Origin of the sequence: Rhizobium mesoamericanum STM3625, assembly GCF_000312665.1 — a bacterium.
Classification (GTDB): domain Bacteria; phylum Pseudomonadota; class Alphaproteobacteria; order Rhizobiales; family Rhizobiaceae; genus Rhizobium; species Rhizobium mesoamericanum.
Genome location: NZ_HF536772.1, coordinates 3,494,169 through 3,509,678 on the forward strand (window position 1 = coordinate 3,494,169; position 15,510 = coordinate 3,509,678).

Below are 15,510 nucleotides of genomic sequence, written 5' to 3' on the forward strand. Positions count from 1 at the left end.
CTGTTTGGAGTTGCATCGCGACGGCATCTGAAGATAGCCTCAAGGATGCGCGGTTGCTCCAGTCGCTGCGGGATCGCCGCACCAATCCAGAGGATGAGGACGCCCAACAGCTCAAGAGGATCGAGCAATGAGCAAGAACGCCGGCGGCGCGAAGCAGATGCTGCTCTCAGGCGGCAATCCCCAGATCGCGAAAGCCGAAGGCGACGCGCCCGTAAAGCGTTACATCGAAGAGATGCCCGGCTGGAAGAGCGGCGTCGGCAGCCGCTTGGACGCGCTGATCGTACGAACCGTGCCGAACGTCGATAAGGCGGTCAAATGGAATTCACCATTCTACGGCATCCGGGGAAACGGCTGGTTTCTGAGCCTTCACTGCTTCACCAAGTACATCAAGGTGGCCTTCTTCCGCGGCACTTCGCTGGATCCGGTACCCCCAGGGGTGTCAAAACAGAAAGAGGTACGATACCTCGACATCCATGAAAACGATCAGCTAGATGAGGCTCAGTTCGCCGACTGGGTGAGGCAGGCAAGCCAGTTGCCCGGTGAACGGTTGTGAGGCGAATCTGGAGGCGGCCGCTGTGGGCCCGAAGGCCGAGCGCACTGCGAAGTCGAGGTGGCTGGGTGGGCTGGAATGGAGGAAACCGACAAATGAAGGCATCGGAACGCATTGATCAATTGATTGAAGGAATTGCAGACTGGCGCGGCAAGACGTTTGCCAGCGTCCGTAAAACAATTCTCGAGGTCGACCCCGGCATAGTCGAGGAATGGAAGTGGATGGGTAGCCCCGTCTGGTCTCGTGACGGAATGATCGCTGTCGCCAACGCGCACAAGGGGAAGGTGAAGCTGACCTTCGCGCACGGAGCCAAACTCCCCGATCCCGACAAGTTGTTCAACGCGGGCCTCGAAGGCAACGCCCGTCGCGCCATCGATTTCTTCGAGGGGGAAGATGTCAATGAGCCCGCTCTAAAGAAACTCGTCCGGGCCGCTATCGATTACAACAAGAACAACCTGAAGAAGAACGCTCCGGCGAAGGCTGGAGCTAGCAAAGGCAACCAAGCGTAGCGCCTGCATTTTTTTAACAATCGACGCAGCGGACTTTTGGCCCGTTGCGTCGATCGAACATTGCGCCACGCCGGTTACGGTCTCGGAAAAGAAGATCCCGCCCCAGATGGCGGGACCTTTGTCGTTAAGTGGGGGCTCAGGCGGCCTTTTCTTGGGTCGGATAGTCGACGTATCCGGCGGCACCGCCGCCGTAAAGCGTTGCCTGGTCAAGGACTGCTAGGGGCGCATTGTCCTTAAGGCGCTGGACGAGGTCCGGATTGGAGATGAACGGTTTGCCAAACGCAACGAGGTCGGCGCGGCCGCTTTCGACGGCGTCGATTGCCATGTCACGGTCATAACCGTTATTGACCATCCAGCTCGCCTTTCCACCCGCCTTCTCGTAGGCGTCGCGAAGCGCCTTGTAGTCGAAGGGCTTGTCACCCTGCTGATAGTTGCGATCGCCACCGGTCGCACCCTCGACGACGTGGATATAGGTGAGATCATACTTTGCCAGACCTTCAACCACATAGGTGAAGATTGACTGCGCATCCGGGTCGGAGGAGTCGTTTGCCGGCGTCACGGGCGAAATCCGGATGCCGGTGCGGCGAGCGCCGATCTCGGCGGTGATGGCGTCGACGACTTCGAAGAGGAAACGTGCGCGGTTTTCGACAGAGCCACCATATTGATCCGTGCGGTCGTTGATGCCGGAGCGCAGAAACTGGTCGATCAGGTAGCCGTTTGCAGCGTGGATTTCGACTCCGTCGAAACCAGCTTCGATCGCGGCGCGCGCTGCCTTGCGATAGTCTTCGACAATGCCCGGGATCTCGGACGTTTCGAGGGCACGCGGCTCAGAGGTCGGCACGAAGCTTCCCGTACCATCCGGATTGACGAGATAGGTCTTGGACTTCGCGGCCGTATTCGTCGAGGAGACGGGCTTGCCGCCGTTCGGCTGCAGCGTCGTGTGCGAGATACGGCCGACATGCCACATCTGAACGACAATCTTGCTGCCCGCCGCATGCACGGCGTCAGTCACTCGCTTCCATCCGTCGATGGCTTCCTTAGAGTAGAGACCGGGAACGTTCGCATAGCCCTGGCCTTGATGCGTAATGGCGGTTGCCTCGGTCACGATCAGCCCAGCGCCTGACCGCTGGCGGTAGTATTCGACGTTGAGGTCGTTCGGAACGGCGCCCGGCGAGCGGTTACGCGTAAGCGGCGCCATCACGATGTGGTTCTTGATGGCAATATCGCCAACGTTGGTCGGTTCGAAAAGCTTGCTCATTAGAGTCCTTTCTTGGTGCTTGAAGATCACTCGGCCGAGGCGGACGGGCCTGCCATTCGGCAAAGGGACAGGCGAGGGGCGGTTGCTACACGCCCGATCAACGGAGGCTGCAAGCAGTACTGCCCGGTCGTCGTGTTCGCAGGCATGGTGGCGAGCACAGGTGCGCTCGCACGACGCATCGCGAAGGCGACCGGCATCCTACAGATCCCTTGAGAGTTGATTGAGGAAAGCCGCGATGGTTTCCTCGTTGCGCTTGTAGAAGATCCATTGGCCGACACGCCTTGTCGTGACAAGGCCTGCTCGGCTCAATGTGCCTAGATGTGCTGACACAGTCGATTGAGAGAGACCGCAGCGCTCAAACTGGCTGGCGCATACGCCCATTTCTAGCGGATGCTCCTGTGAGGAGAAGTGATCCCTAGGATTCTTCAGCCAGTTGAGGATCTCCATCCGTGTCGGATGGGCTATCGCCTTCAGGATTTCGTCTTTATCCATCGCCGTTTGCCGAATTATAAATCGTCTCTTGGCGATATATGGATTGGCAATTATCGATATGCAAGTCACGACGGCGTGAACGGCACAATTTTTGACATGGCTAAATTTTGAGCAAAAAAAGAGGGCCTCCGAAGGATCGGGGCCCTTTAAAGGTGTGAAGGTCAATAAACCTCCAGAGGGGAACAGCCAATGCGGTGGCACTGGGAGAGAAGCCACGAAATGCATCAGCTGAGTGGGATATGATGCTTTGAGAGGCAGATTTCAATGCATGTTTCCGCATGCCTGCTATGCGCTGCACAATTTTCTGCTGCAATGCGAAAAAATCGGGCAAGAAGGGAGTGCTTGGGCAAAAAAAGAGGGCCGCCGAAAAATCGGGGCCCTTATAGGTGTGAAGGTCAAAACCTCCAGAGGGGAACAGCTAATGCGGTGGAACTGGGAGGAAAAGCCACCGTGTGCATCAGCTGTAAGCGATATGGTGTTTTAATGAGCAAACGGCAACCCCATTTTATGCATGCCAGACATGCATACATTGCAAAGCTTGTATTTCTGAACTGGACAACTAAAAGTTCCAGTTGCGCGCCTTGCTGACAATGAAGTCGCGGAAGGCCTTAAGCTTGGCGGCATTCTTCATTTCGTCGGGGTAGCAGAAATAGGTGTCAAACGACGGGACGTCCGCGTTGATCGGCAGCTGGATGAGGCCAGGGTCGCGTCCGACAATATAGTCGGGCATGCAAGCGATGCCCATGCCCAGCAGGCAGGCGCGCTTGATCGAGGTCTGGCTGTTGATCTGCAGGTGCGGGATGCGCTTGTTATCGGACGAGCGCCCAGCGACCTCGAGCCAGTTGACGTCAAGCAGGTAGCTCGGTGCTGGTTCGCCGAATGTGATGATGCGATGATTGTCGAGGTCTTCGACCGTCTGTGGCTCGCCATGGCGATTGATGTAGGAGGGTGCGGCATAGACGTGCATGTGAACGGTGAACAGCTTGCGCTGGATCAGATCGGACTGCACCGGCTGGCGCAAGCGGATTGCGCAATCCGCGTAACGCATGTTGACGTCCACCTCCTCGTTGTCGAGGATCAACTGGATCTGGACATCCGGATAGAGTTGCATGAATTCCTGGATCTTGTCCGTCAGCCAGCCTTGGCCAAGGCCTACCGTCGTGGTAACACGCAGCTTTCCGGTCGGCGTCTCCGTCGTCTCGGTCAGCTGCATCTTCACCGTTTCGAGCTTCAGCAAAACGTCGTGAGCGGTGCGATAAAGCAGCTCCCCCTGTTCCGTCAGGATCAGGCCGCGCGCATGGCGATGGAAAAGCTTGGTGCCGACATCCTGCTCGAGCGCACTGACCTGGCGGCTGATCGCGGACTGGGACAGATGCAGTTTATCCGCCGCATGGGTAAACGAACCCGCTTCGGCAGCTGCGTGAAAGATACGCAGCTTGTCCCAATCCAGTGGCATTCCCCCACCCCTCATAGCCGATCCTACTCCGCGGCCACGGCGACAGGCATATGGCCCGTCAGATATCGTTCGGCTTCGAGAGCTGCCATGCATCCCATACCGGCGGCGGTGATCGCCTGGCGGAACGTATCGTCGGTCACGTCACCTGCGGCATAAACACCCTCGAGGCTGGTGGCCGTCGAATTCGGTGCGGTCCAGAGATAGCCATTGTCCTTCAGCTTCAGCTTGCCCTTGAAAAGCTCGGTTGCCGGAGCGTGCCCGATTGCAACAAAAACGCCGTGGACAGCGACCTCGGTGATTGCGCCGGTCCGCGTATCACGCAGGCGAGCGCCGGTGACGGACGGCGGCATCGGCGGCTTGGCTGGCGTGCCGATGATTTCGGCGACCTCGGTGTTCCAGAGCACTTTGATGTTTTCCTTCGAGAACAGGCGCTCCTGCAGGATTTTTTCCGAACGAAAGCTGTCGCGGCGGTGGACGACCGTCACCGACTTCGCGATGTTCGAGAGGTAGAGCGCTTCCTCGACGGCGCTGTTGCCGCCGCCGACGACGATCACGTCCTTGTTCCGGTAGAAGAAGCCGTCGCAGGTTGCGCAAGCCGAGACGCCGAAGCCCTGGAAGTGCTGCTCGCTCTCGATACCGAGCCACTTCGCCTTGGCGCCGGTTGCGATGATCAGTGTATCGGCCGTCCAGACCTGGCCGCTATCCGTGCGGGCCACGAACGGCCGCTGGTTCATCTCGACTTCGGTGACGATGTCATTGACGATCTCCGCGCCGACATGTTTTGCCTGCTGCAGCATCTGATCCATCAGCCATGGTCCCTGTATGGGGTCGGCAAAACCCGGATAATTCTCCACGTCGGTGGTGATCATCAGCTGTCCGCCTTGCTCCATGCCGGCGATCAGAACTGGCTTCAGCATTGCACGGGCTGCATAGACGGCAGCCGTGTAACCGGCGGGGCCGGAGCCGATAATGAGCACCTTGGTATGGCGGGCGGACATGGTAATTCCTTTCGACTGTCAGGAGAGCGGCGGCTAAGAGGCGAATGAGGCCGTTTCGCGATCCATTCGCCATTTATGAACGTCCAGTGCTTTTATTCAAGGGCAGCCTTGCGTTACCAACAAGGCTTTCTCCGGCACGCTGTGCAACAATCCATCGCCGGGTTGAAACTTTCTTGCGAATTCCGTCGCTTTATATAGAAGCTGGCAATCACGAATTAAAGGAAGGGCAGGATTGTGCTTCGCGCCGAACTTGACGCCATCGATATAAAGATATTGCGTGAGCTGCAGGCTGACGGTCGCATGACCAATGTCGAGCTTGCCGACCGCGTCGGCATTTCGGCTCCGCCTTGCCTTCGCCGCGTGCGAAAGCTCGAAGAGACCGGCGTCATCGAAGGCTATCACGCAATGCTCAACAGCCCGAAGCTCGGCTTCGATCTTGTCGCCTTTTGCATGGTTGGCCTCAAGCATCAGTCGGAAGCCAATCTCAAGGCCTTCGCCGCCGCGACCGCGCAGTGGCCCCTGGTGCGGCAGGCCTGGATGGTATCTGGAGACAGCGACTTCCTTCTGCACTGTGTTGCGGAGAACCTGACGAGGTTCCAGGATTTCGTTATCGAGGTGCTGACGGCCAATGAACACGTCGATACCGTGCGCACGATGCTGACGATCCGGCAGGTCAAGCGCGTCGGGTTGGTCGAGGTCTGAGCGGCAAAGGAGCTGAAAGCGAGGCTCTATGAATGGAACTGCTTATGCCTTAAGGAAGGCGCTTTGCTAGCCGTTGGTGGCGAAGACACGAAGATCATTCTATGAGCAAACTGCCCATATCCGCGTTCATCATTTGCCTGAACGAAGAGGCATATCTGGGCAATTGCATCGAAAGTCTCGATAAGTGTGCGGAAATCATCGTCGTCGATTCCGGTTCGACGGACGGCACGGTCGCTCTCCTGCAATCCTATATCGACAAGGGATGGCCGATCCGGCTGTTTCACGAGGCTTGGCGCGGCTATGCGGGGCAGAAGCAATTCGCACTCGACCAGTGCACCCAGCCCTGGTGCCTGAATATCGATTCCGACGAGCGGCTCGATGCGCCACTGCGAAAGCTCTTGCCCGCACTGGTTGCCGCTGCCGATAACATTGTGGGGTGGCGTGTGGCGCGTCGTCCCTATCTCGTCGGTTATGGCTACACCCCCGAACATGTGCACGAACGACGGAATTTGCGGCTAATCCGCAAGGGCCGCGGTGCATATGATCTGACGCAAACTGTTCATGAAGGCATCGTGCCAACGGGACGGATCAAGGATGCGAAGACCGGCAGCCTTCTTCACTACCGGCCGCTGATCATCGATGAGCAGATCCTGAAGGAAAACAAGTACTCGACCTTAAAGGCCGATCAGCATTTTGCCTTGGGCGAGGGGACGACTTTCCTGAGGCTGATTTTCAGCCCGCCGCTTTATTTCCTCCGCTTGTATTTCCATAACGGCCTATGGCGCTGCGGAGCGTCGGGCTTTATCGAGGCGATGACAGGGGCTGTTTATGCTTTCCTTACGCAAGCCAAGCTCTATCAACGTCGGACCACGCAGCGGCACCCGAACTTTGATGACGCAGGAAAGCGCTGAGGTTCAATCGCGATGAAAGTGATGCATATCCATTTCGGCAAGGACGGCGGAGCGGAGCGCTTTTTTGTCAACCTCGTCAATGCGCTGCATGACCGCGGTATCGAGCAGCGCGCGCTCATTCGGCCCGATCGCAGCTGGCGTCAGGACATAGAAAAGTGCGGCGAGGTCTATGAGGGTGTGTTCCGACGCATTTCGCTGTCCCGCTTCATCTTGTCGGCGCGGATGCGCGGCATACTGAACGATTTTCAGCCCGACGTGATCATGTCCTGGCAGTTGCGTGCCAGTCGCTTTATGCCGCGATACAAGAACGCCCGACGCATTTCCCGGCTCGGAGACTACCCGGAACACCTCGGCTACTATCGCAATTCCGAAACGCTCGTCTGTATCACGCCCGACATTGCCAAACGTGTCCGGGAACTTGGCTGGACGCGTGGGGTCGAGGTGATCGCCAACTTTACGCGCTCGGCTCCAAGCAAGCCAATCGTCAGGGAAACGCTCCAGACGCCCGCAAATGCGTTCGTTGTGATCGGCATGGGGCGTTTCGTAAAGCGGAAGGGCTTCGATGTCCTGATCAAGGCGATGGCGCGAACTCAGGGCGCGTACCTATGGTTGCTGGGCGACGGGCCTGAGCGCGAGAACCTTGAAAAACTCACCGACGAACTCGGCTTGCGAGAGCGTGTTCGGTTTGCGGGATGGCGGACCAATGCTTACGCGTATCTCGCGTCGGCCGATGTCTTCACCGTAACCTCGCTTCACGAGCCACTCGGCAATGTGTGCCTTGAAGGGTGGGGTGCCGGCAAGCCCACGATCGGCTCCCGCGCCGAGGGGCCGAGCTGGGTGATGACAGACGGCAAGGACGCGTTGATGGTCGATTGCGGCGATGTCGACGGGCTTGCGATTGCGATCGCACGCGTTCGCGATGAACCGGACCTGCGCACCGCATTGATCGAGGGCGGTCAGGAGACACTTAGGAACCGATTTTCCGAGGAGGCGATCACGCAGGCCTATATCCGCCTGTTCCAGAGGGGGACGAGCGCGCCGTGAGGGTGATGCATTTCCATTTCGGCAAGGATGGCGGGTCAGAACGGTTCTTCGTGCATCTTGTCAACGCCTTGGCACGACGTGATGTCGAGCAGAGCGCGATCATCCGACCGAACCGGATCTGGCGCAAGGATATGCCAGCCTCGGTCAGGATCGCGGAAAGCAACTTTCGCAATCTTTCGCTGGATCGGATCCTGCTGCCTTTCAAAGTCGCCCTCGACGCGCGACGGCTTCGACCCGACGCGATCATGGCCTGGGCGCCGCGCGCCAGCGAATTGATGCCGAACTACAAAGGATGCATCAAGATCTCCAGGCTCGGGGATTATCCGACCAATCTCAGCTATTTCAAAAACTCCGACATTCTCGTCTGCAACACTCCCGGTATAGCCGAGCATGTGCGCGAGATAGGCTGGACACGCGGTGTCGAAGTCATCTCGAACTTCACCAGTGCCGACAAGGCCGTTCCGGTCGACCGTGCAGCATTCGATACACCGGTAGATGCACCTGTTGTGATGTCTATGGGCCGTTTCGTGCCACGCAAGGAATTTGCGTTGCTGACCGCGGCAACAGCAAAGCTTCCGGGTGTCTATTTATGGCTTGCCGGCGAAGGCGAGGAATTGGAGAACGTCAAGAAGGTCGCGGCTGATCTTGGCATTGCGGACAGGGTGCGTTTTCTCGGCTGGCAGAAGGATGCACGGCCTTTCGTCGCAGCTGCCGATATATTCGTCATGCCATCAAACCACGAGCCGCTTGGCAATGTCATTCTTGAGGCATGGGCGCAGGGCAAGCCGGTCGTTTCCAGCCGTTCCGAAGGTCCTTCCTGGTTCATGCGCGATGGCGACAACGGGCTTTTGGTTGAAATCGGCGATACGGACGGCTTTTCGCAGGCCATAGAACGGCTGATCAACGATCCGCTATTGGCTGCAAAGCTTGCTGCAGGCGGACGCGAGACACTGATGAGCCGGTTCTCCGAAGAGGCGGTTGCGAACGCCTATCTTGCGCTTTTCAAGCGCAAACCTTGACGCCGTCACTCAAAGCGACCGATAGACCGCAGCAAGCTTGCGCGCTTCCCCTTCGATGCTGAAGGCAGTCGCAGCATGGGCTCGTGCGCGCGCCGATGCTTGCTGCCGGCGACTGTCGTCGTCGATGAAGAGACAGGACGCTTGGACCATTGCATCGAGATGATCGCGCTGAACGACAATGCCGGTTTCGTCGGCGCCGGTCACCACCAGCTCCGGAAATGCGCCAACGTCAGTGGCGACGACAGGAACCGCCGTTGCCATCGCTTCAAGCGGCGTCAAACCAAAACCTTCCCAGCGCTGTGGAGCGATGAAGAGGTCGAGCGTCCGGTACCAATCGTTGATATTGGTGTGTTCGCCGATAAAGAGAATGCGATCAGCCAGGCCGGCGGTAGCGACGCGTGACTTCAGTTCCTTCTCGAACTCGATATGCTGGGTCGTTGCGCGCCCCGCAATAATGGCGATCCAGTCCGGTCGCGCTGGCAGCAGGCGGATCATGCTGTCGACGAAAAGGTCCGTGCCCTTCTGATGGCGAATACGACCGAAGCAGCCGACGATCTTCTTCGTCGCGTCGAGACCAAGCAGCTGTTTGACTTTTGCCTTGTCGTCCGCCGGTGAGAAGCGGGCAGTGTCTATTCCGTGCAGGACAACGGTGTTCGGCACCTCGAGATAGTTGGCCGTTTTGCCGCTGGTTGCGATTACGGCGTCCATCTTCGAGATGAGCCACTTCGTCCAGCCGCTGTGGCGACGCTGTGAGGCCGAGGTGAAGACAATCTTCAGCGGCATGCGCAGGACATCGCGCATCGCGATGGCCGGCAGCATCTCAATGTTTCGGCGAGCGTGCCATACACGAAATCGCTTGCCTTGCGGAGCGCGCCAAAGCTTCGGCAAATCGCGAAAGCGAATGTGCGGCAGAGATGCCGGAAGTCCTGGTCCGAGAGCCGCGATTTTCTCGCCGAGTGCGCGCTGGATTGGGATCAGCTGAATGATGGTCGAGGTGACGCCGGAGAGCCGTTTCTTGAAGTTCGGCGCAATGATTTCGACGTCACTGACATTGACGATAGCCGATTGGCCGCGACCGTCCACGGATCGATCAGCCCCAGGAAATGGAAAGCACTTCGTAGGCCTTGGAGCCGCCAGGCGCATTGACCTCGATGGAGTCGCCGACTTCCTTGCCGATCAATGCACGGGCGATCGGCGACGAGATCGAGATACGGCCGGCCTTGACGTCCGCTTCCTGGTCACCCACGATCTGATAGGTCTTTTCTTCCTCGGTGTCCTCGTCAACGAGTTTCACCCTGGCGCCGAACTTGATCTTGTCGCCGGACATCTTCGAAAGGTCGATGACCTCGGCGCGCGCGGTCAGGTCCTCGAGCTCGCTGATCCGGCCTTCGTTATGGCTTTGGGCCTCCTTGGCCGCATGATATTCGGCGTTTTCCGAAAGGTCTCCATGGGCACGGGCTTCGGCGATTGCCTCGATAATCCGGGGACGCTCCTCCTGCTGACGCCAGCGCAGCTCTTCCTGCAGCTTGACGAAACCACCCTGCGTCATCGGTACCTTATCAACCATTTTTTTGTCCTTCACTCCCCGCATCCGCTTAGCTGCGGACACAAAAGAAAACAGGTCCCGAAGGGGAACTTCGGAACCGTGCAACAATCCTACTTACTCGGCTTATAGCAGATCGCCACCGCTGATTTCCATAAAATTCGTATCGCTACTCGAAGGCGCGCGGTTTACGGCTGAAACCCCCGGCAATCCTGACTTCTTGGAACTGCAACACAGCGCATAAGAGGATGGAAGTCCCTGAAGGTCGAGCATTAATGCCCGTGTTGGTTCTGGAATTGGCATCTTCGGGTTGAATTTGAAAGCTGATATGATCGTCACGGGCGATAGGGCATGGTTGGCGCAGGAGGGGAAGATGAGCGACGACTATATCATCAGTGCCAGAAAGCGTGCGGGAGATGCCTTGATTGCGGAACCTGGACCGATCAAGTTTCTGAAGGTGCCCGCCGCCCTCGACAGCTACGATGCGCGTCAGGCAGTGTCCAGCGCCAAGGATTGGGTCACGGAGGTTCAGGGGCTTGCCGACGGCGACGAAAATCCGAATTCGATCGGTCCGCGCGGCGACGTGCTCATCTTCGTGCATGGCTACAACAACGACATTCCAACCGTTCTAAGGCGAATCAGGCAGCTTGGCGCCGACATGCGAGCCGAAGGCTGGCACGGTGTGATCGTGGCGTTTGACTGGCCGAGCGACAATCAGACGCTCAACTACCTTGAGGACCGCTCGGATGCTGCCGCGGTCGCAAGTGAGCTTGTGACGAAGGGTATTCGGCTCTTAAAGCAGAGCCAGCAGTCAGGCTGCGAGACCAATGTGCATCTGCTTGGCCATTCCACCGGCTGCTACGTGATCATGGATGCCTTCGCCCAATCGGACAAGCAGGGCGATCTCTTCAAGGCCGACTGGCGTGTCGGTCAGGTCGCATTCATCGGCGGCGATGTGTCCACCGATAGCCTGGCGCTTGCGAGCGACTGGAACCAGCCGATGTTTCGCCGGATCATGCGGCTCACGAACTACTCCAATCCCTTCGATTCCGTGCTTGCCGTTTCCAACGCAAAGAGGCTCGGTGTTGCGCCGCGCGTCGGTCGTGTCGGACTGCCCGACGCCGTCAATGCCAAAGCGGTGGACGTCAACTGCGGTAAATACTTCGAAACGCTCAATCCCGCCTCGCAGCCGCAGATTGGTTCATGGACCCACTCATGGCACATCGGCAATCGGGTTTTTGCCCGCGACCTGGCCATGACGCTCGAAGGTGCGATCGATCGCCACGCCATCCCGACGCGGCGGGAGGAGGCAGGCAAGCTGATCTTGCAGGATCGACCGCGACCGGCCTTTCAGGGCGCCTGGAATGTCAAGGCAGACGCGCAGGATGCGCGGGCGCGAATCTAGTGACTTCGACGCTGCGAGAAGCGACCGGCGCGCATGGCGCGCCGGTCGCGTTCATCAGAAGTAGCTCTGCAGCGGGCGAACTTCGAGGTTGCCGGCCCGCAGCGCCTTGATCGCCTGGGCGGCCGCCTCGGCGCCGGCCATCGTGGTGTAGTAGGGGACCTTCTGCATCAGCGTTGCACGACGCAGCGACTTGGAGTCCGAGATCGCCTTGTTGCCGTCGGTCGTGTTGATCACGAGTTGGACCTGGCGGTTGCGGATCGCGTCTTCGATATGCGGGCGACCTTCCAGAACCTTGTTGATCTTCGTCGCCGAAATTCCGTTCTCCGCCAGGAAACGCTGCGTGCCGCCGGTTGCCAGCACCTTGAAGCCTTCGCCGACGAGAACGCGGATCGCGGGCAGAACGCCTGCCTTGTCGGCATCGCGGACGGAAACGAAGACGGTGCCTTCACGCGGCAGCTCGACGCCCGCGCCGAGCTGCGACTTGGCGAAGGCTAGTGCAAAATCCGTGTCAAGGCCGATGACTTCACCGGTCGAGCGCATTTCCGGGCCGAGCAGAGTATCGACACCCGGGAAGCGGGCGAACGGGAAGACGGCCTCCTTGACCGCGATGTGCTTAAGCCTGCGCGGATCCGGCTTTTCGCCATAGGCGGCAAAAGTGGCGTCCAGCGTCTCGCCTGCCATGACGCGCGCGGCGATCTTGGCAATCGGAGCACCGATCGTCTTTGCGACGAAGGGCACGGTACGCGAGGCACGCGGGTTCACTTCGAGGACGTAGACGGTGCCGTCCTTGATGGCGAACTGCACGTTCATCAGACCGCCGACGTTCAGGGCCTTGGCCATCGCCTTCGCCTGGCGTTCGAGCTCGTCGATAACTTCCTTGGAGAGCGACCGGGGTGGCAGCGAGCAGGCGCTGTCACCGGAGTGAATGCCGGCTTCCTCGATGTGCTCCATAATGCCGGCGACATAGACATCCGTGCCGTCGCTGAGGCAGTCGACGTCGACTTCGATGGCGTTGGTGAGATAGCTGTCGAAGAGCAGCGGGTTCTTGCCGAGCAGCGTGTTGATCTGGCCGGTCTTGTCGTTCGGATAGCGCTGCTTGATGTCTTCAGGCACGAGTTCCGGAACGGTGTCCAGCAGATAGGTCTGCAGCTGGCTTTCGGCGTGGATGATCTGCATGGCGCGGCCCCCGAGAACGTAGGACGGGCGCACGACCAGCGGAAAGCCAATTTCGGCGGCGACAAGGCGGGCTTGCTCGACCGAGTAGGCAATGCCGTTGTTCGGCTGGTTGAGGTCGAGCTTCATCAGAAGCTTCTGGAAGCGGTCGCGGTCTTCGGCGAGGTCGATCATATCAGGCGCGGTGCCGAGGATGGGGATGCCATTCTTCTCGAGCGCTTCGGCAAGCTTCAACGGCGTCTGGCCGCCGAACTGGACGATGACGCCGACGACTTCGCCCTTTTCCTGCTCGGCGCGCAGGATCTCGATCACGTCTTCGGCCGTCAGCGGCTCGAAATAGAGCCGGTCCGAGGTGTCGTAGTCGGTCGAGACCGTTTCCGGGTTGCAGTTGATCATGATTGCTTCATAGCCGGCATCCTTCAGCGCGAAGGCGGCATGGCAGCAGCAATAGTCGAATTCGATGCCCTGACCGATGCGGTTCGGACCGCCGCCGAGGATGACGACCTTCTTGCGGTCGGAAACCTCGGCTTCGGAGCGCAGCGCGCCGACGAAAGGCGCTTCGTAGGTCGAGTACATGTAGGCGGTCGGCGAGGCGAACTCGGCAGCGCAGGTATCGATGCGCTTGAAGACCGGACGGACGTTGAGGCTGTTGCGGAGCTCGGCGACTTCCTTTGGGCGCTTGCCCGTCAGCGTGGCGAGGCGAGCGTCGGAGAAGCCCATGGCCTTCAGCATGCGCAGGTTTGCGGCGTCGGAGGGCAGACCATGTTCGCGGATGCGGGCTTCCATGTCGACGATCGACTTGAACTGGGCGATGAACCACGGGTCGATCTTGGAGCCTTCGTGTACCTCTTGCGGGCTCATGCCGGTGCGAAGCGCCTGGGCGACCATGCGCAGACGGTCCGGCGTCGGCGTACCGATAGCGGCTCGGATCGCGTTCTGGCTGGATTCGCCTTCTTCGACATCCGGAATTTCGATCTCGTCGAGACCGGTGAGGCCGGTTTCCAGACCGCGAAGTGCCTTCTGCAGCGATTCGGCGAAGGTGCGGCCAATTGCCATGACTTCGCCGACCGACTTCATCGCGGTGGTGAGCACCGGGGAGGCGCCCGGGAACTTCTCGAAGGCAAAGCGCGGGATCTTGGTGACGACATAGTCGATCGACGGCTCGAACGATGCGGGCGTTGCGCCGCCGGTAATGTCGTTTTCCAGTTCGTCGAGCGTATAGCCGATGGCGAGCTTTGCCGCGACCTTGGCGATCGGGAAGCCGGTGGCCTTGGAAGCCAGCGCCGAGGAGCGCGAGACGCGCGGGTTCATTTCGATGACAACCAAGCGGCCGTCCTTCGGATTGACGGCGAACTGCACGTTCGAACCGCCGGTCTCGACGCCGATCTCGCGCAGCACCGCGATCGAGGCGTTACGCATGATCTGGTATTCCTTGTCGGTCAGCGTCAGCGCCGGCGCGACGGTGATCGAATCGCCCGTATGGACGCCCATCGGGTCGATGTTCTCGATCGAGCAGATGATGATGCAGTTGTCCGCCTTGTCGCGGACCACTTCCATCTCGTACTCCTTCCAACCGAGCACCGACTCTTCGATCAGGACTTCTGTCGTCGGCGAGGCATCGAGGCCGCTATTGACGATCTCGAAGAATTCCGAACGGTTGTAGGCAATGCCGCCGCCGGTGCCGCCGAGCGTGAAGGATGGGCGGATGATGGCCGGCAGGCCAACGTGATCGAGCGCCTGTGCGCCGATTGCCATGGCGTGTGCCATGTAGCGCTGCTTGCGGTCGCTCTCGCCGAGGTTCCAGTGGTTTTCCAGCTCGTCGAGCGCCCTGTCGAGCTCGGCGCCGGAGAGGCTTTCGCGCAGCTTGGCGCGCTCGGCCTCGTGCGTCTTGCGGTCGGCATCCTTGATGTCGGTGGCGTTTGCCAGCATGGAACGCGGCGTTTCGAGGCCGATCTTCGCCATCGCCTCGCGGAAGAGGGCGCGATCTTCGGCCTTGTCGATGGCGGCGGGCTTCGCACCAATCATCTCGACATTGTAGCGATCGAGAACACCCATGCGCTTCAGCGACAAGGCGGTGTTGAGTGCCGTCTGCCCGCCCATGGTCGGCAGCAGTGCGTCGGGGCGTTCCTTGGCGATGATCTTGGCAACAACCTCAGGGGTGATTGGCTCGACGTAGGTGGCGTCAGCGAGACCCGGATCGGTCATGATCGTTGCCGGGTTTGAGTTGACGAGGATGACGCGGTAGCCTTCCTCCTTCAGCGCCTTGCACGCCTGGGTGCCGGAGTAGTCGAATTCGCAGGCCTGGCCAATGACGATCGGTCCCGCGCCGATGATGAGGATCGATTTGATATCTTGGCGCTTCGGCATGGGCTTTTTTCCGTTTCCTAGCTGCGCAGAAAGCCGGCCAGGGTGGGAGGCACCGGCCGGGTCGCGCATATGATGGTCTTTTC

Annotated in this window: 14 protein-coding genes; 7 read left to right on the forward strand and 7 right to left on the reverse strand. The window is 59.4% G+C overall.

Annotated elements, in window-relative coordinates:
- Positions 1-127 precede the first annotated feature (127 nt).
- Positions 128-553 (forward strand): DUF1801 domain-containing protein, encoded by a 426-nt coding sequence (locus BN77_RS17135; RefSeq protein WP_007534157.1) that lies wholly within the window; start codon positions 128-130, stop codon positions 551-553.
- A 92-nt stretch (positions 554-645) separates the two neighbouring features.
- Positions 646-1,059 (forward strand): DUF1801 domain-containing protein, encoded by a 414-nt coding sequence (locus tag BN77_RS17140; RefSeq protein ID WP_007534160.1) that lies wholly within the window; start codon positions 646-648, stop codon positions 1,057-1,059.
- A gap of 136 nt (positions 1,060-1,195) precedes the next feature.
- Here the strand turns inward: BN77_RS17140 and BN77_RS17145 are convergent, their stop codons facing one another.
- The 4 genes from BN77_RS17145 to trxB all read right to left on the reverse strand — a co-directional run bounded on the left by BN77_RS17145 (position 1,196) and on the right by trxB (position 5,263).
- The gene (locus BN77_RS17145) at positions 1,196-2,317 is read right to left on the reverse strand and encodes an alkene reductase (RefSeq protein ID WP_007534161.1); all 1,122 of its coding nucleotides are present in this window, start codon (positions 2,315-2,317) and stop codon (positions 1,196-1,198) included.
- Positions 2,318-2,515: 198 nt separating this feature from the next.
- A complete protein-coding gene (locus tag BN77_RS17150) occupies positions 2,516-2,809 on the reverse strand; it encodes an ArsR/SmtB family transcription factor (RefSeq protein WP_040677321.1) in 294 nt (97 codons plus the stop codon).
- A 559-nt stretch (positions 2,810-3,368) separates the two neighbouring features.
- The gene (locus tag BN77_RS17160) at positions 3,369-4,265 is read right to left on the reverse strand and encodes a LysR family transcriptional regulator VtlR (protein WP_007534166.1); all 897 of its coding nucleotides are present in this window, start codon (positions 4,263-4,265) and stop codon (positions 3,369-3,371) included.
- A 23-nt stretch (positions 4,266-4,288) separates the two neighbouring features.
- The gene (trxB, locus tag BN77_RS17165; protein ID WP_007534168.1) at positions 4,289-5,263 is read right to left on the reverse strand and encodes a thioredoxin-disulfide reductase; all 975 of its coding nucleotides are present in this window, start codon (positions 5,261-5,263) and stop codon (positions 4,289-4,291) included.
- A 234-nt stretch (positions 5,264-5,497) separates the two neighbouring features.
- Between trxB and BN77_RS17170 the strand changes: the two genes are divergently transcribed.
- The 4 genes from BN77_RS17170 to BN77_RS17185 all read left to right on the forward strand — a co-directional run bounded on the left by BN77_RS17170 (position 5,498) and on the right by BN77_RS17185 (position 8,939).
- Positions 5,498-5,965, forward strand: coding sequence for an Lrp/AsnC family transcriptional regulator (locus BN77_RS17170; RefSeq protein WP_007534169.1), 468 nt, complete (start codon positions 5,498-5,500; stop codon positions 5,963-5,965).
- A gap of 101 nt (positions 5,966-6,066) precedes the next feature.
- Positions 6,067-6,876 (forward strand): glycosyltransferase family 2 protein, encoded by an 810-nt coding sequence (locus BN77_RS17175; protein WP_007534171.1) that lies wholly within the window; start codon positions 6,067-6,069, stop codon positions 6,874-6,876.
- 12 nt (positions 6,877-6,888) lie between these two features.
- Positions 6,889-7,920 (forward strand): glycosyltransferase, encoded by a 1,032-nt coding sequence (locus BN77_RS17180; RefSeq protein ID WP_007534173.1) that lies wholly within the window; start codon positions 6,889-6,891, stop codon positions 7,918-7,920.
- Entirely contained in the window at positions 7,917-8,939 is a 1,023-nt protein-coding gene (locus BN77_RS17185; protein WP_040677324.1) for a glycosyltransferase, read from the forward strand. The genes BN77_RS17180 and BN77_RS17185 overlap by 4 nt, the downstream gene beginning before the upstream one ends.
- Positions 8,940-8,948: 9 nt before the next feature.
- On the opposite strand, the gene BN77_RS17190 is transcribed toward BN77_RS17185, so the two are convergent.
- Positions 8,949-9,998: a glycosyltransferase family 4 protein gene (locus BN77_RS17190; protein ID WP_040677863.1), complete on the reverse strand. Its 1,050-nt coding sequence runs from the start codon at positions 9,996-9,998 to the stop codon at positions 8,949-8,951.
- Positions 9,999-10,029: 31 nt separating this feature from the next.
- Positions 10,030-10,506, reverse strand: a complete 477-nt coding sequence (gene greA / locus BN77_RS17195) for a transcription elongation factor GreA (protein WP_007534180.1) — start codon at positions 10,504-10,506, stop codon at positions 10,030-10,032.
- 349 nt (positions 10,507-10,855) lie between these two features.
- Here greA and BN77_RS17200 point away from each other — a divergent pair, with 349 nt between their 5' ends.
- Positions 10,856-11,887, forward strand: a complete 1,032-nt coding sequence (locus tag BN77_RS17200; RefSeq protein ID WP_007534182.1) for an alpha/beta fold hydrolase — start codon at positions 10,856-10,858, stop codon at positions 11,885-11,887.
- A gap of 54 nt (positions 11,888-11,941) precedes the next feature.
- Here the strand turns inward: BN77_RS17200 and carB are convergent, their stop codons facing one another.
- The gene (carB, locus tag BN77_RS17205) at positions 11,942-15,427 is read right to left on the reverse strand and encodes a carbamoyl-phosphate synthase large subunit (protein WP_007534184.1); all 3,486 of its coding nucleotides are present in this window, start codon (positions 15,425-15,427) and stop codon (positions 11,942-11,944) included.
- Between the last annotated feature and the right edge of the window lie 83 nt (positions 15,428-15,510).

Bases quoted from the DNA above. Each gene is read 5' to 3' on its own strand.
- BN77_RS17135 (WP_007534157.1), top strand. From the start codon at position 128: ATGAGCAAGAACGCCGGCGGCGCGAAGCAGATGCTGCTCTCAGGCGGC.
- BN77_RS17140 (WP_007534160.1), top strand. From the start codon at position 646: ATGAAGGCATCGGAACGCATTGATCAATTGATTGAAGGAATTGCAGAC.
- BN77_RS17145 (WP_007534161.1), bottom strand. From the start codon at position 2,317: ATGAGCAAGCTTTTCGAACCGACCAACGTTGGCGATATTGCCATCAAG.
- BN77_RS17150 (WP_040677321.1), bottom strand. From the start codon at position 2,809: ATGGATAAAGACGAAATCCTGAAGGCGATAGCCCATCCGACACGGATG.
- BN77_RS17160 (WP_007534166.1), bottom strand. From the start codon at position 4,265: ATGCCACTGGATTGGGACAAGCTGCGTATCTTTCACGCAGCTGCCGAA.
- trxB (WP_007534168.1), bottom strand. From the start codon at position 5,263: ATGTCCGCCCGCCATACCAAGGTGCTCATTATCGGCTCCGGCCCCGCC.
- BN77_RS17175 (WP_007534171.1), top strand. From the start codon at position 6,067: ATGAGCAAACTGCCCATATCCGCGTTCATCATTTGCCTGAACGAAGAG.
- BN77_RS17180 (WP_007534173.1), top strand. From the start codon at position 6,889: ATGAAAGTGATGCATATCCATTTCGGCAAGGACGGCGGAGCGGAGCGC.
- greA (WP_007534180.1), bottom strand. From the start codon at position 10,506: ATGGTTGATAAGGTACCGATGACGCAGGGTGGTTTCGTCAAGCTGCAG.
- BN77_RS17200 (WP_007534182.1), top strand. From the start codon at position 10,856: ATGAGCGACGACTATATCATCAGTGCCAGAAAGCGTGCGGGAGATGCC.
- carB (WP_007534184.1), bottom strand. From the start codon at position 15,427: ATGCCGAAGCGCCAAGATATCAAATCGATCCTCATCATCGGCGCGGGA.